We start from the raw sequence: 18,654 nt of genomic DNA on the forward strand, positions 1-18,654 counted from the left end.
AATTCCAACCTTTGAACGGCTTTTGTAACCGTGTGGGTACACCGCCAAGGCCTTTACAAACAACCATGAACGTAAGTATATTCCTTAGCAAGCTACTTATCCACCCGGCATAATTTTTTAAACCTTCCACATTTCTTGTGCGCAATGTGCGCGCCTGACCCGAGGATCTTCATGCAATTCAAGCCAGCTGTTACCGCTCTGGTTACTGCCGTCGCCCTGGCATCGCTGCTCAGCGGATGTAAAAAGGAAGAGGCGGCACCTGCCGCACCAGCCCCTCAGGTCGGCGTCGTAACCCTGCAACCACAAGCCTTCACCCTGACGTCCGAACTTCCGGGGCGCACCAGTGCGTTCCGCATCGCCGAAGTTCGCCCACAGGTCAACGGCATCATTCTCAAGCGTCTGTTCAAGGAAGGCGGCGACGTCAAAGCCGGTCAGCAGCTCTATCAGATCGACCCATCGGTCTATGACGCGACCCTGAAAAGCGCCGAAGCCAACCTGCGTTCGACCAAGTCGATCTCCGACCGCTACAAGCAACTGGTCGACGAACAGGCTGTCAGCCGTCAGGAATACGACACCGCGCTGGCCAACCGCCTGCAATCGGAAGCGTCCTTGCAGACCGCCCAGATCAACGTGCGTTACACCAAGGTTTACGCACCAATCTCTGGTCGCATCGGACGTTCTTCGGTGACCGAAGGCGCGCTGGTCAGCAGCGGCCAGACCGACGCCATGGCCGTCATTCAGCAACTGGACCCGATCTACGTCGACGTCACCCAATCTTCGGTGGAGCTGCTTGAGCTGCGCCGCGAACTGGAAAGCGGTCGTCTGCAAAAGGCTGGCGATAATGCCGCCGCGGTCAAGCTGACCCTGGAAGACGGCAGCCAGTACAAGCTGGACGGCAAGCTTGAGTTCTCCGAAGTTTCGGTTGACCAGACCACCGGCTCCGTGACCCTGCGTGCCGTGTTCCCGAACCCTGATCACACCCTGCTGCCGGGCATGTTCGTTCACGCCCAGTTGCAGGCCGGTGTGGACAGCGCGGCGATTCTGGCTCCGCAACAAGGCGTGACCCGCGACCTCAAAGGCTCTCCGACCGCGCTGGTCGTCGGTCCGGACAACAAGGTCGAACTGCGTCAGCTCAAGGCCAGCCGCACCGTCGGTAACCAATGGCTGATTGAAGACGGTCTGAAGGCAGGCGATCGCGTGATCACCGAAGGGCTGCAATACGTCAGACCTGGCGTCGAAGTGAAAGCCACTGAAGCCACTAACGTTGGCGCAAAGAGCCCGGCCACCGCACAGGCAGCTAATGCTGCTGCCGGCGGCAAAGGGGAGTAAACCATGTCGAAATTTTTTATCGACCGTCCGATTTTCGCTTGGGTAATTGCCCTGGTGATTATGCTGGTCGGGGCTCTATCGATCCTCAAACTGCCGATCAACCAATACCCGAGCATTGCGCCTCCGGCCATTGCCATCTCGGTAACCTACCCAGGCGCGTCTGCACAAACCGTGCAGGACACCGTGGTGCAAGTGATCGAGCAACAGCTCAACGGTATCGATAACCTGCGTTATGTCTCGTCGGAAAGTAACTCCGACGGCAACATGACCATTACCGCGACCTTCGAGCAGGGCACCAACTCCGATACCGCGCAGGTTCAGGTCCAGAACAAGCTGAACCTGGCCACCCCGCTGTTGCCGCAAGAAGTGCAGCAACAGGGCATCCGCGTGACCAAGTCGGTGAAAAACTTCCTGATGGTCATCGGCGTGGTGTCGCGCGACGGCAGCATGACCAAGGACGACCTGTCCAACTACATCGTGTCGAACATGCAGGACCCGATTTCGCGCACGGCCGGTGTCGGTGACTTCCAGGTCTTCGGTGCCCAGTATGCGATGCGGATCTGGCTCGACCCGGCCAAGTTGAACAATTACAACCTGACCCCGGTCGACGTGAAAACCGCCATCGCGGCGCAGAACGTCCAGGTCTCGTCCGGTCAACTCGGCGGCTTGCCTGCCCTGCCCGGCCAGCAACTGAACGCGACGATCATCGGCAAGACCCGTCTGCAAACCGCCGAGCAGTTCAAGGCGATCCTGCTGAAGGTCAACAAGGACGGCTCGCAAGTGCGTGTCGGCGACGTTGCGGAAGTCGGTCTGGGTGGCGAAAACTACTCGATCAGCGCTCAGTTCAACGGCGCCCCGGCCTCCGGTCTGGCGGTAAAACTGGCCAACGGCGCCAACGCCCTCGACACCGCAAAAGCCCTGCGCAATACCATTGATACCCTCAAGCCCTTCTTCCCGGAAGGGATGGAAGTGGTGTTCCCGTACGACACCACCCCGGTGGTGACCGAGTCGATCAAGGGCGTGGTTGAAACCCTGGTCGAAGCGATCGTGCTGGTGTTTTTGGTGATGTTCCTGTTCCTGCAAAACTTCCGCGCCACCGTCATCACCACGATGACCGTGCCGGTGGTATTGCTGGGTACGTTCGGGATCCTCGCGGCGTTCGGTTTCAGCATCAACACCCTGACCATGTTCGGTATGGTGTTGGCCATCGGCTTGCTGGTGGACGATGCCATCGTCGTGGTGGAAAACGTCGAACGGGTCATGAGCGAAGAAGGCCTGTCACCCAAGGAGGCCACCAAGAAATCCATGGGGCAGATCCAGGGTGCCCTGGTTGGTATCGCCCTGGTTCTGTCGGCGGTACTGCTGCCGATGGCGTTCTTCAGTGGCTCCACCGGTGTGATCTACAAACAGTTCTCGATCACCATCGTCTCGGCCATGGCCTTGTCGGTATTGGTGGCGTTGATCTTCACCCCGGCGCTCTGCGCGACCATGCTCAAAGCGATTCCGAAAGGTGAGCACGGCACGCCGAAACGCGGCTTCTTCGGCTGGTTCAACCGCAGCTTCGACCGTGGCGTCAAAAGCTACGAGCGCGGCGTGGGCAACATGCTCGCGCACAAGGCTCCGTACCTGCTGGCGTACCTGATCATCGTGGTTGGCATGATCTGGCTGTTCACCCGTATTCCAACGGCGTTCCTGCCGGAAGAAGACCAGGGCGTACTGTTTGCCCAGGTGCAGACACCGGCCGGTTCCAGCTCCCAGCGTACGCAAGTGGTCGTGGACGAAATGCGCGAATTCCTGCTGCGTCCGAGCAAGGAAGGCGGCGAAGGCGACGCGGTGGCCTCGGTGTTTACTGTGACCGGCTTCAACTTCGCCGGTCGTGGTCAGAGTTCGGGTATGGCGTTCATCATGCTCAAACCATGGGAAGAACGTAACGCAGACAACAGCGTGTTCAAACTCGCGGCCCGTGCCCAACAGCACTTCTTTACCTTCCGCGACGCCATGGTGTTTGCCTTCGCGCCACCGGCGGTACTGGAACTGGGTAACGCCACCGGTTTCGACGTGTTCCTTCAGGACCGCGCCGGTATTGGTCACGAAAAACTGATGGAGGCCCGTAATCAGTTCCTCGGCATGGCGGCGCAAAGCAAGGTCCTGTCGCAAGTGCGTCCCAACGGCCTGAACGACGAGCCGCAATACCAGCTGGAGATCGACGATGAGAAGGCCAGCGCCCTGGGCGTGACCCTCACCGACATCAACAACACCCTGTCGATTGCTTTGGGCAGTAGCTATGTGAACGACTTCATCGACCGCGGTCGCGTGAAGAAGGTCTACATCCAAGGCCTGCCTGGCGCTCGCATGAGCCCCGAAGACTTGAAGAAGTGGTACGTGCGCAACAGCGCCGGCACCATGGTTCCGTTCTCGTCGTTCGCCAAGGGTGAGTGGATCTACGGTTCGCCGAAACTGGCTCGTTACAACGGCGTAGAAGCGATGGAAATCCTCGGTGCCCCGGCGCCAGGTTATTCCACCGGTGAAGCGATGGCCGAAGTCGAAGCCCTGGCCAAGAAACTGCCAGCCGGTGTCGGTATTTCCTGGACCGGTCTGTCGTACGAGGAACGTCTTTCCGGCTCACAAGCGCCAGCGTTGTACGCCTTGTCGCTGCTGATGGTGTTCCTGTGTCTGGCGGCGTTGTATGAAAGCTGGTCGATCCCGATCGCGGTGATGCTGGTGGTGCCGCTGGGGATTATCGGTGCGCTGATGGCGACCAGCCTGCGCGGCCTGTCCAACGACGTGTACTTCCAGGTGGGGCTGTTGACCACGATCGGTCTGGCGGCGAAAAACGCCATTCTGATCGTCGAGTTCGCCAAGGAACTGCATGAGCAAGGACGTAGCCTGCGCGATGCCGCAATCGAAGCCTGCCGGATGCGTCTGCGACCGATCATCATGACCTCGCTCGCGTTCGTGCTCGGTGTGGTTCCACTGGCCATCTCCACGGGCGCAGGTTCGGGTAGCCAGCATGCGATCGGTACCGGGGTGATTGGCGGTATGATCACAGCCACTGTGCTGGCGATCTTCTGGGTCCCATTGTTCTTTGTCACCGTGTCGTCCATGGGTCAGCGCAAAATCGCCGACCAAGATGATGACGCTATTGAACCTTCTAAAGAGGCTGGCTAATGAGCAAGTCGCTACTCTCCATCGCAGTCGCTGCCTTCGTGCTGAGCGGCTGCTCGCTGATACCCGATTATCAGCAGCCTGAAGCACCGGTGGCGGGCCAATACCCGCAAGGCCCGGCGTATTCGCCGGCCCAGGCGCCTAGCCAGGCCGCCGCCGAACAGGGCTGGAAGCAGTTTTTCCACGACCCGGCGCTGCAACAGCTGATTCAGACCGCGCTGGAGAACAACCGTGACCTGCGCGTCGCGGCGCTGAACATCGACGCTTATGCGGCTCAATACCGCATCCAGCGTGCCGATCTGTTCCCGGCCGTTTCGGCCACCGGCAGCGGCAGCCGTCAGCGAGTTCCGGCACGGGCCTCGCAAACCGGTGAAACGGCCATCAGCAGTTCCTACTCGGCTACTGTTGGCATCAGCGCTTATGAACTCGACCTGTTCGGTCGGGTTCGCAGCCTGAGCGAAGAAGCTCTGCAGAAATACTTCGCCACTGAAGAAGCGCGCCGCAGCACGCAAATCAGCCTGGTGGCCAGTGTGGCCAATGCCTATCTGACCTGGCAGGCTGACAAAGAGCTGCTGAAACTGACCCAGGAAACCCTCGGTGCCTACGAGGAGAGCTTCAAGCTCACCTCGCGCAGCAACGAAGTGGGTGTAGCCTCGGCGCTGGATCTGGCTCAGTCGCGTACCTCGGTGGAAAACGCCCGTGCGCAACAGGCCAAATACACCCGTCAGGTCGCTCAGGATGAAAACAGCCTGGTGCTGCTGCTCGGCACCGGTATCCCGGCCAATCTTCAAGCGGCCAAGCCACTGTCGGATGACGTGCTGAGCGAAGTACCGGCCGGCTTGCCGTCGGACTTGCTGCAACGTCGTCCGGACATCCTTCAAGCCGAGTACAACCTCAAGGCTGCCAACGCCAACATCGGCGCAGCACGGGCTGCGTTCTTCCCGAGCATCAGCCTGACCGCCAATGCCGGCTCCCTGAGCCCGGACCTGTCCGGTCTGTTCAAGGGCGGTTCGGGCACCTGGTTGTTCCAGCCGCAGATCAACCTGCCGATCTTCAACGCCGGCAGCCTGCGCGCCAGCCTGGATTACTCCAAGATCCAGAAAGACATCGGCGTGGCGAACTACGAGAAGTCCATTCAAACGGCCTTCCAGGAAGTCGCCGATGGCCTGGCCGCACGCCAGACCTATACCGAGCAGTTGCAGGCTCAGCGTGACTTCGTCAGCGCCAACCAGGACTACTACCGTCTGGCCGAGCGTCGCTACCGCATTGGTGTCGACAGCAACCTGACCTTCCTCGACGCCCAGCGTCAGCTGTTCAGTGCTCAACAAGCGCTGATCACCGACCGCCTGGCGCAGCTGGTCAGCGCGGTCAATCTGTACAAGGCGTTGGGTGGTGGCTGGAATGAACAGACGGCGAAGAACGAGCCATTGAAAGAAGAAGCGCCGAAGATGAAGTTGTTCTGATAGCGCGGTAAACACGAAGCCCACCGATTGGTGGGCTTTTTGTTGGCCATAGGAAAAGTTGTATTGGTCATGCTGGCCCCATCGCGGGCAAGCCCGCTCCCACAGGTTCAGCAGGGCTCACAGAGTTTGTGTTCGATACGGACACCGCTCCTACAGGCTCAGCGGGGCCGACAGAATCTGGGTTCGACACGGACACTGTAGGGCCCATTCCTACAGGCTCAGCGGGGCTCACAGAATCTGGGTTCGACACGGACACTGTGGGAGCGGGCTTGCCCGCGATGGGGCCGACCCCGACACCACAAAGTACGGATCAATCTTACGTTCGATAATCGCCCAGAACCCGCCCTCCCCCGATTGAACCATTTAGTCCGTTTCCCTCACCATCTGTCGTACAAAACCAATAACAACAGGTTCGAAACCATGCCCCCGCGCCCTGCCCTGTCCGGCTGACTTCGCCCCCGCTTTTCTGAATTCAAATCTTTTGTCTGCAACCCGAACGTTGCGGCATCGCCCTGTTTCACCTCCAAGAATTAGAGAGACCCGAGCCCATGACGCCTTCCACGCAGTATTTCTTACCCAGCCTGATCGCCATCGCACTGGCCGGTGCGGCCCTGCCCGCCATGGCCGAGGAAGCCGGTTTTGTCGAAGGTGCCAAGGTCAACCTGAACCTGCGCAACTTCTACATCAACCGTAACTTCACCAACCCGACCAAGAGCCAGGGCAAGGCTGAAGAATGGACGCAAAGCTTCATCCTCGACGCTAAATCCGGGTTCACCCAGGGCACCGTCGGGTTCGGCATGGACGTGCTGGGGTTGTATTCGGTCAAGCTCGACGGCGGCAAAGGCACCGGTGGTACGCAGTTGTTGCCGCTGGATCACGATGGCCGCCCGGCGGATAAATTCGGTCGCACCAACGTGGCGTTCAAGGCCAAGCTGTCCCAGACCGAAGTGAAGGTCGGCGAATGGATGCCGGTATTGCCGATCTTGCGTTCGGACGACGGTCGCTCGCTGCCGCAAACCTTCCGTGGCGGCCAGATCACCTCGAAGGAAATCGACGGCCTGACCCTCTATGGCGGCCAGTTCCGCGCCAACAGCCCGCGCGACGACAGCAGCATGAACGACATGTCGATGACCGGCAAAGCGGCGTTCACCTCAGACCGCTTCAACTTCCAGGGCGGTGAATATGCCTTCAACGGCAAGCGCACTCAGATCGGCCTGTGGAACGCTGAACTCAAGGACATCTATAGCCAGCAATACGTCAACCTGATCCACACCCAACCGCTGGGCGACTGGACATTCGGCGCCAATTTGGGGTTCTTCTACGGCAAGGATGACGGCAGCGCCCGGGCTGGTGAACTGGACAACAAGACCTGGTCGGGCCTGTTCTCGGCCAAATATGGCGGCAACACCTTCTACGTCGGCCTGCAAAAACTCACAGGCAGAAGCGCCTGGATGCGGGTCAACGGCACCAGCGGCGGCACCTTGGCCAACGACAGCTACAACGCCAGCTACGACAACGCGAAGGAAAAATCCTGGCAACTGCGCCACGACTACAACTTCGCCGCCCTTGGCGTACCAGGCCTGACCCTGATGAACCGCTACATCAGCGGCGACAACGTACACACCGCAACCACCACCGACGGCAAGGAATGGGGCCGCGAAAGCGAACTGGGCTACACCGTGCAGAGCGGTACGCTCAAAGACCTCAACCTCAAATGGCGCAACTCGACCATCCGCCGCGACTTCAGCAACAACGAGTTTGACGAGAATCGGTTGATCGTCAGCTATCCGATCAGCCTGCTGTAAACACAACAAATGTGGGAGCGGGCTTGCCCGCGATGGCAATCTTTCAGTCACATCAATATTGGATGTACTGCCGCCATCGCGGGCAAGCCCGGCTCCCACAGGGATGTTCGTTGAACACAAAATTGGCGTTCACACCGCACACCTGTAGAAGCGAGGCTTGCCCGCGAAGACGGCAGCTCAGGCAATACAACTTTCGCGGATCACTCGCGCGATTCAACCCCCAACTCATCCCACACCGATTCAGCCAGGTGGAACGTCGCGTTGGCCGCTGGGATGCCGCAGTAGATCGCGCTCTGCATGATCACTTCCTTGATCTCGCCGCGGGTCACGCCGTTGTTGGCGGCGGCGCGCAGGTGCAGTTTGAGTTCTTCGTTGCGGTTCATGCCGATCAGCATGGCGAGGGTAATCAGGCTGCGGGTATGGCGCGGCAAGCCCGGGCGGGTCCAGATGTCGCCCCAGGCGTGGCGGGTGATCATCTCCTGGAACTCCGAGTTGAACTCGGTCAGCGCGTTCAGGCTGCGGTCGACATGGGCGTCGCCAAGTACCGCACGACGGACGTTCAGGCCCTCGTCGTAACGTTGTTTCTCGTCCACAACAATCCCCTCAATGAGCTGACAAAAACGCCAGTATCCGGTCGCTGAACGCAGCGCCAGCCTGGACGTTGGACAGGTGCGCGGCGTAGAACTCGGCGTACTCGGCGCCACGCACTTGCTCCTGAATGAAATGCCCGCCGGACGGCGGTGTCACCGCGTCCTCGGTGCCGGCGATCACCAGCAGCGGCACCTGAATCGAGGACAACTGATCGCGGAAATCGGCGTCACGCACCGCCGCGCAATTGGCCGCGTAACCTTCAGGCGAAGTCGCCGCGAGCATGTCGGTGATCCGCTTCACCACTTCCGGATTAGCCTCGGAAAAATCCGCGGTAAACCAGCGCGCTATCGACGCATCGCGCAGGGCAACCATTGCCTCTGCGCCGTCACGCAGCACAGTTTCGATCCGTGGATTCCACACCGACGGATCGCCGATTTTCGCCGCGGTGTTGCATACGATCAGTTTATTCAAACGCTGACCGGCATTGATCCCCAGCCACTGACCGATCAACCCGCCCATGGACAGACCACAGAAATGCGCGCGTTCGATGTGCAAGGCATCCAGCAGCGCCAGCACGTCACGGCCCAGTTGCTCGATGCTGTACGGCCCCTGCGTCACCAACGACTGGCCGTGACCACGGGTGTCGAAACGCAGCACGCGAAAATGCTCGGTGAACGCCGGGATCTGCGCGTCCCACATGTGCAAGTCGGTACCCAGTGAGTTGGACAGCACCAGCACCGGCGCATCCGCCGGTCCATCGAGTTGCGGCCCTTGAATTTGGTAGTGCAGTTCGCCCTCGGCGAGTTGTACGAATGCCACAGCAGTCTCCTTCAAGAGGTCAACGCAAAATGTTCAGCCACCGCTCGCTCGACCCAGGTATGGGCCTGACCGAGGTAATGGGCGGGGTCCAGCAGACGATCGAGTTCAGCATCCGACAGCTCGGCGGTCACTTGCGGCTCGTCGCCGAGTACCGCGCGCAGATGTCGTTGCTCGGCCACTGCGCGCTTGCAGCATTGCTCCAGCAGATCGTGCGCGGTGTCGCGACCGACGCGTTGCGCCAGCACGATGCTCACGGCTTCGGCCAGCACCAGGCCCTGGGTCAGGTCGAGGTTGTGCGTCATTCGGTCGGCATCCACTTCCAGTCCGTCGGCCACCAACAGCGCTTGCTGCAAACTGCCTGACACCAAACAGCAGATCTCCGGCAGGGTTTCCCATTCGGCATGCCACAGGCCCAGGCTGCGTTCGTGCTCCTGCGGCATCGCACTGAACAAGGTCGAGAGCAAACCCGGCACTCGCGTCGCCGCGCCGATCAGCACCGCCGCGCCCACCGGGTTGCGTTTGTGCGGCATGGTCGAGGAACCGCCCTTGCCCGGCGCCGACGGCTCGAACACTTCGCCGGCCTCGGTCTGCATCAACAGGCTGATATCGCGGCCGAGTTTGCCGAGGCTGCCGGCGATCAATCCAAGCACCGCACCGAACTCCACCAGACGATCACGCTGGGTGTGCCAGGGTTGATCCGGCAAGGTCAGTTGCAGTTCTGCGGCCAAGGCTTCGGCAATCGGCATCGCCTGCTCGCCGAGGGCCGCGAGGGTGCCGGAAGCGCCGCCGAATTGCAGCACCAGCAGGCGCGGCTTGAGTTCCAGCAGACGTTGACGGCTGCGCGTCACCGCCCCCAACCAACCGGCGATTTTCATGCCGAGGGTGACGGGCGTCGCGTGTTGCAACCAAGTGCGCCCGGCCAGTGGCGTGGTGACGTAACGCCAGGCTTGGGTCGCGAGGGTTTCCCCCAGCTGCATCAGATCAGCTTCGATCAATTCCAGCGCGCGGCGCAGTTGCAGCACCAGGCCGGTGTCCATTACATCCTGGCTGGTCGCGCCCAGATGCACGTAACGCTCGGCTTCGGCATCGCTCTTGGCGATCTGCTTGCCCAATGCCTTGACCAGCGGAATCGCCGAATTGCCCGCCGTGGCAATGGCCTCACCAAGCGCGGCGAAGTCGTAATGCTCGGCCCGACATGCCGCTTCGATAGACGCGACAGCCGTCTGCGGAATCAGGCCAACCCGTGCCTCGGCCCGGGCCAGTGCCGCTTCGAAATCAAGCATGGCCTGAACCCGGCCCTGATCGCAGAACACCTCACGCATGTCGCGTGCAGTGAAGTAGGCATCGAACAATTGATTGCCCGGTCGCTGGTTCATAAACAGTCCTTGCAGGCGAGGGCCGGTCAGGCTCCCGCGTAAAGATCAAAGGTCATTTTGCAAATACTTCGCTTGTTTCGGCAGACGCAGGCTGAACAGGAACGCGATCGCCATCATCACCGTCACGTACCAGTGAACATTTCGAGTCTAGGCACACTTTGCAACAAACCCATTCCACAATTGGCAATGCTATCCCTGTGGGAGCGGGCTTGCCCGCGATGACTGAGTCACATCCAGCATTAATGGTGACTGACCCAACGCAATCGCGGGCAAGCCACGCTCCCACAGGTTTGCGGCTTTCACTCAATAATCAAAAAACACCGTCTCCGCATCCGTCCCCTGCAAAATCACATTCCACTGATAAACACCCGCAGCATCCTGCTTCGCCAGCAAGGTACCGCGGCGTTCAGCAGGCACGCACTCCAGCAGCGGGTCCGCCACGTTGGCCGGTTCGCCGTCGAAGTAAATCCGCGTCAGCAAGTGCTTCACCAACCCGCGAGCAAACACCAGCACCACCAAATGCGGCGCCTGGGTCGTGCCCTTCAAGCCTTCCACTGTGCCCGGTTTGATCGTGGTAAAGCGGAAGCGCCCTTCTGCATCCACCGGCACCCGACCAAACCCTTCAAAGTTTGGGTCCAGGGGTTTGTCTTGATCGTCTTCCGGGTGGTCGTACTTGCCGGCGGCGTTGGCCTGCCACACTTCGAGCATGGCGTCGTTGACGAAGTCGCCGTTGCCATCGACGACTTGCCCGGTGATCGCCACGCGCTCGCCGAGGGTCTGTGCAACGGTCAGGTCTTCCCGGTTCAGCCAGGTCAGGCCGATGTGGTAATACGGCCCGACGGTGTGGGACGTGGTCGCGTTCAGCGTCATCTTATTTCTCCATCGGCGTGGCTTCGCGGCCGCGCAAGACGATGTCCCAGCGATAACCGAGGGCGTAGGAAGGGATGGTTTTTTCCAGGTCGAAACTGGCGATCAGGCGCTCTTTGGCACTCGTATCAGGCACGCAGTTATAGATCGGGTCGTAAGCCAGCAACGGATCGCCCGGGAAATACATCTGCGTCACCAGCCGCGTAAGAATGCTCGGCCCGAACAGTGAGAAATGGATGTGCGCCGGGCGCCAGGCGTTGTGATGGTTGCCCCACGGATAGGCGCCAGGCTTGATGGTCTGGAACTGATACCAGCCATCGGCGTCGGTCACGGTGCGGCCGGTGCCGGTGAAGTTCGGGTCCAGCGGCGCGTCGTGCAGATCGCGCGCATGGTTGTAGCGACCGGCGGCGTTGGCCTGCCAGATCTCTACCAAAATGCCCGGCACCGGCAGACCGTTTTCATCCAGCACACGGCCGTGAATGATGATCCGTTCACCCAGTGGTTCGCCCTGATGCTGAGCGGTCAGGTCGTTGTCCTGCTCCTCGATGCGATCGGCGCCAATGGTCGGGCCGGTGATTTCCGACAGCGAATGAGGCAAAAACACCAACGGCTTGGACGGCGAGCGAAGGTTGGTGGATTGATAAGGAGGGTGCAGGTATTCCGGCTGAGTGCCCGCCTGCGGGCGACGGTAACCAGGTTTGTCAGTCATTGCGCTTTCCTCAGTTCTTATTAGTCGACGCTTCTTATTCACAGCCAAGCGTGTCAGACCCGTTCGATCGCCAAGGCCAACCCCTGGCCGACACCGACGCACATAGTCGCCAGACCTTTCTTGCCACCGGTCTTTTCCAATTGATGCAGCGCGGTCAGTACCAAGCGTGCACCGCTCATGCCCAGCGGATGGCCCAAGGCAATGGCACCACCGTTCGGGTTGACCTGGGCCGCGTCATCCGCCAGTCCCAGTTCACGCAGCACGGCCAAGCCCTGGCTGGCGAAGGCTTCGTTGAGTTCAATCACGTCGAAATCGCTGACCGCCAGGCCCAAGCGCTCAGTCAATTTACGCACCGCCGGCACCGGGCCGATGCCCATCACCCTGGGTGCGACACCGGCACTCGACATGCCCAACACGCGAGCACGGGCAGTCAGGCCATGTTTCTTCACCGCGTCACCGGAGGCCAGAATCAACGCCGCCGCACCGTCGTTCACCCCGGAAGCATTGCCGGCGGTAACGGTTTTGTCCGGGCCATTGACCGGTTTGAGTTTGGCCAGGGTTTCCAATGTCGTGTCAGCGCGGGGATGTTCATCCTGCGTGATGACGCTTTCCCCCTTCTTGTGGGCAATGCGCACTTCGATGATTTCTTCGGCAAAAAAACCTGCAGCTTGCGCGGCCGCTGTGCGTTGCTGACTGCGCAGGGCGAAAGCATCCTGATCGGCGCGGGAAACCTGGTAATCATCGGCCACGTTATCGGCGGTCTGCGGCATCGCGTCCACGCCGTACTGGGCTTTCATCAACGGATTGATGAAACGCCAGCCGATGGTGGTGTCTTCCAGTTTCATGTTGCGCGAGAACGCCGCATCGGCCTTGCCCATCACGAACGGTGCGCGAGACATCGACTCGACGCCGCCGGCAATCGCCAACTCCATCTCGCCACTGGCAATGGCCCGGAACGCGGTGCCGATCGCATCCATGCCCGAAGCGCACAGGCGATTGAGGGTAACGCCCGGAATGGTTTCCGGCAGGCCGGCCAGCAGCAACGCCATGCGTGCCACGTTGCGGTTGTCTTCGCCGGCCTGGTTGGCGCAACCGAGGAACACTTCGTCTACCGCGTTCCAGTCTACCGACGGGTTGCGCGCCATCAGCGCTTTGATCGGCACGGCGGCCAGGTCATCGGCGCGAACCGCCGACAGGCCGCCGCCGAAACGGCCGATGGGGGTGCGAATGGCGTCACAGATATAAACGTCACGCATCAGGCTTCTCCGGGTGCTTGGCCGTGGGCCGCAGCGGTGCGGGCTTCCAGATCGCGCAGCGCGGTCAGCTCGACATCGGTTGGCTCGGCGGTGTTTTCCACCTGATCGGCGAAGCGAATCGCCCAGCCGGTGGCCGCAATCACTTGCTCGCGGGTCACGCCTGGGTGCAGCGCGGTCACCACGAATTCATGAGTATCCGCTTCGGGTTCCATGATGCACAGGTCGGTAATAATGCCGACAGGACCGGCGCCCGGCAGGCCGAGACGCTTGCGTGAGTCCCCGCCCTCGCCATGGCCTACCGAGGTGATGAAATCGAGTTTGTCGACAAAGGAGCGCGCCGACTGCTTGAGGATGATCAGCACGCTCTTGGCGGAACCGGCGATCTCCGGCGCGCCACCGGCACCCGGCAGGCGAACTTTCGGCTGATGGTAGTCGCCCACCACTGTGGTGTTGATGTTACCGAAGCGGTCGACTTGCGCGGCACCGAGAAAACCGACGTCGATACGCCCGCCCTGCAACCAGTAGCGAAAAATCTCACCGGTCGGGACGACGGTGTCGGCGGTTTCCGCCAGTTCACCGTCACCGATCGACAGCGGCAATACACTCGGCTTGGCACCGATTGGACCCGATTCATAGATGAGGACTACATCCGGCGAGGAAGTCAGACGCGCCAGGTTGGCGGCTTTCGACGGCAGGCCGATGCCGACGAAACACACCGAACCGTTTTTCAGACGGCGGGCGGCGGCGACGGTCATCATTTCATTGGTGGTGTAAGTCATTACTTGGCCTCCGAAGCAGCGGCCAGCTTGGCCTGGAACTCACTGAAGTCAGCGCAACCGTGGATGTACTCGTTGATCCACGCGGTGAAGGTTTCACGGTCGCGGGCAATCGGGTCCCAAGCCTGGTAGAAACGGTTGTCACGCTCGTTGTAGCCGTGAGCGTAGGACGGATGCGCGCCGCCAGGGACGTGGCAGACCGCGCTCAAGGCCCAGGTCGGCAGCACACAGGAATTCATCGGTGCGTTGAGGTCGTCGACGATTTCTTCAACAGTGACGATGCAGCGCTTGGCGGCCAGCGCCGCTTCTTTCTGCACGCCGAGAATGCCCCAGAGCAGCACATTGCCTTTGCGGTCGGCTTTCTGCGCGTGAATCACGGTGATGTCCGGGCGCACCGACGGCACCGCCGCCAGCACTTCGCCGGTGAACGGGCACGTGACGGTTTTGATCAGCGGGTTGACCTTCGGCAGGTCGGAGCCAGCGTAGGCACGCAGCACCGCGAACGGTAAGCCCGAAGCGCCCGCGACGTAGGCATTGGCCAGGTCGGCGTGGCTGTGCTCTTCGATTTCCAGCGCATGCGGCCACTGCCTTTCGACCGCGTCACGCAGACGGTGCAGCGAGCCCACGCCTGGGTTACCGCCCCAAGAGAAAATCAGCTTGCGAGCACAACCGGCACCGATCAACTGGTCATAAATCAAGTCGGGAGTCATCCGCACCAGGGTCAGATCTTTCTTGCCCTGACGGATGATTTCGTGACCCGCCGCCGTAGGAATCAGGTGAGTAAAGCCTTCGAGCGCGACGGTATCGCCGTCGTTGACGAACTGCTTTACCGCGTCATGCAGCGAAAGGATTTCAGCCATGGGGCAGGCTCCCGTTTTGTTATGAACCGACAGTGGTAGAAAAAGGCGCGAGGTTCAGCGCCGGAATGACTGAAGAGTAAGCCCCTGGAAAACGCCAAACAATCCGATAATCGACTGAGTGTTCGTTTATCGAACAGATTGTTGTCTCCCTATCGATCTCCTGCGCCGATCGTTCACACGCTCCGCGTGGGAACGATCAAGGAATCTGAAACCTACCCTCAGGTCGCATCCGCATGACTGACCATGCCCTTGATCACCACCGCCGTGGTCGCCAACGCGGCCGGAATGACCAGCGCCGTCAGCACCTGTTCGAAATTCCAGCCCAGGCCCAGCAACGTTGCACCCATCCACGCACCGAGGATTGCGCCGAAGCGACCAATCCCGAGCATCCACGACACACCGGTCGCCCGCCCTTGAGTCGGGTAAAACCGCGCCGCCAGCGACGGCATCGCCGATTGCGCACCGTTGACGCACATCCCGGCCACCAGCACCAGGGTCGCCAGCAATGTGATATTGCCCAGGCTCTGCCCTACCGCGTAGGCAAACACCCCGGCGAACAAGTAGAAAATGCCGATGACCTTGTGCGGATTGAACCGGTCCATCGCCCAGCCCACACCCACTGCGCTCAACACCCCACCGAACTGGAACAGCGCACCAATGAATGCGGCCTGCTCCATGCTCGCGCCGCTGTCACGCATCAGCGTCGGCAGCCAACTGGTCAGCAGGTAAACAATCACCAGCCCCATGAAGTACGTCAGCCACAGCAACAACGTACCGGTGCTGTACGTGCCGGAGAAGATCACGGCAAACACATTGCGCGCCTTCACGGTTTTCTGTTCCGGGACGCTGAAGCTCGAAGCCTGAGCCACCACCGTCGGGTCGATCGGCGCCAAGGCCTTGCGCACTTTGTCCGTGCCACGGTTGCGCACCACCAGATAGCGCGCCGATTCCGGCAACCAGAACAGCAAGACGACGGCGAGGATCAACGGCAGAATCCCGCCGATCATCAACAGGCTGTGCCAGCCGAAGGCCGGGATCAGCTTGGCCGAGATGAACCCGCCCCCGGCCATGCCAAGGTTGAAGCCGCAGAACATGCTGGTCACCAGCAGGGATTTCTTGCGTTCCGGGGTGTATTCGGACAGCAGCGTGGTGGCGTTCGGCATGCCGGCGCCCAAGCCCAGACCGGTGAGGAAACGCAGCACCAGCAGTTGATCGACGTTGGTGCTATAGGCCGACGCCAGGCTGAAAGCGCCGAACAACAACACTGCGCCCACCAGTACGACTTTTCGCCCGAAGCGGTCAGCCAATGGGCCAGAACCCAGTGCACCGAAAACCATGCCGATCAACGCCGCACTCATCACCGGGCCGAGACTGGCGCGATCGATGCCCCAGTCCTGGGATAGTGCCGGCGCAATAAAACCCATGGCCGCGGTGTCGAGGCCATCGAGGAAAACAATCAGGAAACATAGAATCACCACCCGCCATTGGTAGCGCGAAATGGGTTGAGCATTGATGAAGGACTGCACGTCGAGGCAGTTTCCTACAGCAGACTGAGGCTGGTTCATTATTTTTATTCCACGCAAAGAACGCAGTCGAACAGGTGTCAGCCGGGGCTGACGCTGTCACAAGAAAAGGAGGTCGGGGATCAGGCGATTCGGTTTCGGCAGCTAAGCCGGAGGGAACAGCGACAGTCGGGTAACGAGCGCATGATGATGCCTCTTCTCATTATTATTGGGGCGTGATCCGGCGACTGACTGAAGGCCAACAGTGCCGGATGACGCTGCCGCGACATTAATGATCCAAGGGAAAGAGCGTCAATTCGATAAACGCGACTCTGTGCGTTTATCGAACAGCTTAGGCAAAGAGTTGCGCGCTCAGATCACGACTGGCGCTTAGCAGGCCGGGCAGGAAACGCTGTTCCAGCTCGCTGCGACTGACCCGGCCGGCGTGGGTACTGACGTTTAACGCCGCCACTACTTGGCCGGAAGCGTCGTACACCGGAACGGCAATCGAGCGCAGGCCCTGCTCCAGCTCCTGATCGACGATGCACCAGCCTTGTTGTCGTACCTCTTGCAGGCATTCGAGCAACGCCTCGGGGGTATGCAACGTGCGACTGGTTTTGGCTTGCAGTTCTGCATGGTCGAGGTATTCGCGCAGTGACGTGTCGTCCAGCGCGGCGAGAAGAATCCTGCCCATGGACGTGCAATAGGCCGGCAGTCGCCCGCCCACCGAGAGGTCGACGGAAATCAGCCGCTGGGTGGTCGCCGAGCGCGCAATGTACAAAATGTCATCGCCCTCCAGCGTGGCCATGTTGCAGGCCTCATGCAGTTGCTCGCTCATGCGGTCCAGATACGGCTGGGCAGAAACCGCCAATGGCGTCGACGACAAATAGGCATGGCCCAAGGTCAGTACTTTGGGCAGCAGCGAATAGGTACGGCCGTCGGTGGTGGCGTAGCCGAGTTTGATCAGGGTATGCAGGCAACGTCGCACAGCGGCGCGGGGAATTTCCGTGCGGTGGCTGATCTGCGCAATGGTCAAGTGTCGCTTGCGCTCCTGGAACGCTTGCACCACCGCCAAGCCACGGGCCAGGGAGGTCATGAAATCCGGGTCACCGGTCAGGGCCTGGATTCGCTTGGCGGGCGAGGCAACGATCGGCGGTGCCACTGAAGCGAAGGAATTGCGCATTTGATCGTTCATATCAGGTTGTTTCCCACACGGATCAGCGACTATTACAAGCGGCTCCCGGTCTGACACACAAGCCACCGGCCACCAAGATTGGGCGATTATCGAACCATTGGCCGATAATCGCAATCAGTGGTTGATTATGGTGAGCCGTACTGCTTTCAGTCCCCATGCAATACGATTGTTATTTTCGGTCACGATTTAAAGAAGCATCGGTGTATTAATTCGTTCGGCTTAATGGCGCCAGAAAGTCATCGCTGTAACTGGCATCATGGCGCCGTAGTTACCGGTAAAAGTTTGCGAGTAACAAAACAATCACACACGAGGAACTACTTTTAACTCTCAAGAGATAGTGTTCTTCGGATCGACCGCTATAATACATCTCAGTGGCGACCGGTTTTTACGTGCCGATTCCGCCAACCGGCAGCGCCATATCCATTGCCGCTGTCCGCAGCAAGCGCCTGACGCTCATTTCATATGTTCCGCCAACGCGCTCGCTGAAACAGGAGACTGATGCTACGTCAGCTGTTTTTCTCTGGTGCCGTGGCCGCCTGCAATAAGGACGTATTGATTGCTCCGAGGGAACGATGCCGTGTCAGGCATTGTCCCTTCTACGAGCGTGGTCAATAAATCGATGCAGCGCGTTTCACCAGAATTAATCTCAACTCAATCAGGTAGCACTGTGACGAAAGACGAACTGCGCGCGGAACTTGAGCGCCAGGAACAACGTTACAAGGAAGTTTACGGCGGGGAAGTCACCACCTACGCCGCTCAGCCCGAACCCGAACGCAAACCCTGGCGTAAACGCGCCACCGTTCAGGATCAGGCCTTCTCCCAGGAATTGCAGAAGATGGAAAAGGAACTCAAAGCCGAAGAGCCATGACCGCCTCGGCTTGAATCCTTTCAAGAGCCTGCGTCTGCACCCGTTAAAAGCGGGTTGTATGGATGATGCTTTT

Annotated in this window: 15 protein-coding genes; 5 read left to right on the forward strand and 10 right to left on the reverse strand. The window is 60.2% G+C overall.

All coding sequences use genetic code 11. The annotated features are described in order from the left end of the window. The first annotated feature begins 171 nt into the window (after positions 1-171). The 4 genes from emhA (at position 172) to JFU11_RS03745 (ending at position 7,762) form a co-directional block, all read left to right on the forward strand. Entirely contained in the window at positions 172-1,329 is a 1,158-nt protein-coding gene (gene emhA, locus JFU11_RS03730; RefSeq protein WP_123719750.1) for an efflux RND transporter periplasmic adaptor subunit EmhA, read from the forward strand. A 3-nt stretch (positions 1,330-1,332) separates the two neighbouring features. Beyond that, entirely contained in the window at positions 1,333-4,497 is a 3,165-nt protein-coding gene (emhB, locus tag JFU11_RS03735) for an efflux RND transporter permease subunit EmhB (RefSeq protein ID WP_123719751.1), read from the forward strand. Then, on the forward strand, positions 4,497-5,957 hold the full coding sequence (emhC, locus tag JFU11_RS03740; protein ID WP_123719752.1) for an efflux RND transporter outer membrane subunit EmhC: 1,461 nt from the start codon (positions 4,497-4,499) through the stop codon (positions 5,955-5,957). Before emhB ends, emhC begins: the two co-directional genes overlap by 1 nt. A gap of 548 nt (positions 5,958-6,505) precedes the next feature. After that, entirely contained in the window at positions 6,506-7,762 is a 1,257-nt protein-coding gene (locus JFU11_RS03745; RefSeq protein WP_123719753.1) for an OprD family porin, read from the forward strand. Between the two features lie 200 nt (positions 7,763-7,962). On the opposite strand, the gene pcaC is transcribed toward JFU11_RS03745, so the two are convergent. The 10 genes from pcaC to pcaR all read right to left on the reverse strand — a co-directional run bounded on the left by pcaC (position 7,963) and on the right by pcaR (position 17,713). After that, positions 7,963-8,355 (reverse strand): 4-carboxymuconolactone decarboxylase, encoded by a 393-nt coding sequence (gene pcaC, locus JFU11_RS03750; protein ID WP_017336845.1) that lies wholly within the window; start codon positions 8,353-8,355, stop codon positions 7,963-7,965. A 10-nt stretch (positions 8,356-8,365) separates the two neighbouring features. Beyond that, entirely contained in the window at positions 8,366-9,172 is an 807-nt protein-coding gene (gene pcaD, locus JFU11_RS03755) for a 3-oxoadipate enol-lactonase (RefSeq protein WP_123719754.1), read from the reverse strand. 11 nt (positions 9,173-9,183) lie between these two features. Beyond that, positions 9,184-10,548: a 3-carboxy-cis,cis-muconate cycloisomerase gene (locus JFU11_RS03760; RefSeq protein ID WP_201059823.1), complete on the reverse strand. Its 1,365-nt coding sequence runs from the start codon at positions 10,546-10,548 to the stop codon at positions 9,184-9,186. 303 nt (positions 10,549-10,851) lie between these two features. Continuing rightward, on the reverse strand, positions 10,852-11,418 hold the full coding sequence (gene pcaG / locus JFU11_RS03765; protein ID WP_123719757.1) for a protocatechuate 3,4-dioxygenase subunit alpha: 567 nt from the start codon (positions 11,416-11,418) through the stop codon (positions 10,852-10,854). Position 11,419: 1 nt separating this feature from the next. Further along, positions 11,420-12,124, reverse strand: coding sequence for a protocatechuate 3,4-dioxygenase subunit beta (pcaH, locus tag JFU11_RS03770; RefSeq protein ID WP_201059825.1), 705 nt, complete (start codon positions 12,122-12,124; stop codon positions 11,420-11,422). 53 nt (positions 12,125-12,177) lie between these two features. After that, positions 12,178-13,383, reverse strand: coding sequence for a 3-oxoadipyl-CoA thiolase (gene pcaF / locus JFU11_RS03775; protein ID WP_187326392.1), 1,206 nt, complete (start codon positions 13,381-13,383; stop codon positions 12,178-12,180). Next, positions 13,380-14,159 carry a CoA-transferase subunit beta gene (locus tag JFU11_RS03780; protein ID WP_008005876.1) on the reverse strand — a complete coding sequence of 260 codons (780 nt, stop codon included), beginning with the start codon at positions 14,157-14,159 and terminating at the stop codon, positions 13,380-13,382. The genes pcaF and JFU11_RS03780 overlap by 4 nt, the downstream gene beginning before the upstream one ends. Then, positions 14,159-15,016, reverse strand: coding sequence for a CoA transferase subunit A (locus tag JFU11_RS03785; protein WP_123719760.1), 858 nt, complete (start codon positions 15,014-15,016; stop codon positions 14,159-14,161). The genes JFU11_RS03780 and JFU11_RS03785 overlap by 1 nt, the downstream gene beginning before the upstream one ends. A gap of 218 nt (positions 15,017-15,234) precedes the next feature. Further along, complete coding sequence (locus JFU11_RS03790; RefSeq protein WP_095054391.1) at positions 15,235-16,581, reverse strand: MFS transporter; 1,347 nt, start codon at positions 16,579-16,581, stop codon at positions 15,235-15,237. Between the two features lie 289 nt (positions 16,582-16,870). Continuing rightward, positions 16,871-17,713, reverse strand: coding sequence for a pca regulon transcriptional regulator PcaR (pcaR, locus tag JFU11_RS03795; protein WP_007903845.1), 843 nt, complete (start codon positions 17,711-17,713; stop codon positions 16,871-16,873). A 667-nt stretch (positions 17,714-18,380) separates the two neighbouring features. On the opposite strand from pcaR, the gene JFU11_RS03800 reads away from it, so the two are divergent. Next, positions 18,381-18,581 carry a hypothetical protein gene (locus JFU11_RS03800; protein WP_007903846.1) on the forward strand — a complete coding sequence of 67 codons (201 nt, stop codon included), beginning with the start codon at positions 18,381-18,383 and terminating at the stop codon, positions 18,579-18,581. Positions 18,582-18,654: the final 73 nt, after the last annotated feature.

The organism is Pseudomonas sp. TH37, assembly GCF_016650735.1.
GTDB lineage: Bacteria > Pseudomonadota > Gammaproteobacteria > Pseudomonadales > Pseudomonadaceae > Aquipseudomonas > Aquipseudomonas farris.

Bases quoted from the DNA above. Each gene is read 5' to 3' on its own strand.
- emhA (WP_123719750.1), top strand. From the start codon at position 172: ATGCAATTCAAGCCAGCTGTTACCGCTCTGGTTACTGCCGTCGCCCTG.
- emhB (WP_123719751.1), top strand. From the start codon at position 1,333: ATGTCGAAATTTTTTATCGACCGTCCGATTTTCGCTTGGGTAATTGCC.
- emhC (WP_123719752.1), top strand. From the start codon at position 4,497: ATGAGCAAGTCGCTACTCTCCATCGCAGTCGCTGCCTTCGTGCTGAGC.
- JFU11_RS03745 (WP_123719753.1), top strand. From the start codon at position 6,506: ATGACGCCTTCCACGCAGTATTTCTTACCCAGCCTGATCGCCATCGCA.
- JFU11_RS03760 (WP_201059823.1), bottom strand. From the start codon at position 10,548: ATGAACCAGCGACCGGGCAATCAATTGTTCGATGCCTACTTCACTGCA.
- pcaG (WP_123719757.1), bottom strand. From the start codon at position 11,418: ATGACGCTGAACGCGACCACGTCCCACACCGTCGGGCCGTATTACCAC.
- pcaH (WP_201059825.1), bottom strand. From the start codon at position 12,124: ATGACTGACAAACCTGGTTACCGTCGCCCGCAGGCGGGCACTCAGCCG.
- JFU11_RS03780 (WP_008005876.1), bottom strand. From the start codon at position 14,159: ATGACTTACACCACCAATGAAATGATGACCGTCGCCGCCGCCCGCCGT.
- JFU11_RS03785 (WP_123719760.1), bottom strand. From the start codon at position 15,016: ATGGCTGAAATCCTTTCGCTGCATGACGCGGTAAAGCAGTTCGTCAAC.
- JFU11_RS03790 (WP_095054391.1), bottom strand. From the start codon at position 16,581: ATGAACCAGCCTCAGTCTGCTGTAGGAAACTGCCTCGACGTGCAGTCC.
- pcaR (WP_007903845.1), bottom strand. From the start codon at position 17,713: ATGAACGATCAAATGCGCAATTCCTTCGCTTCAGTGGCACCGCCGATC.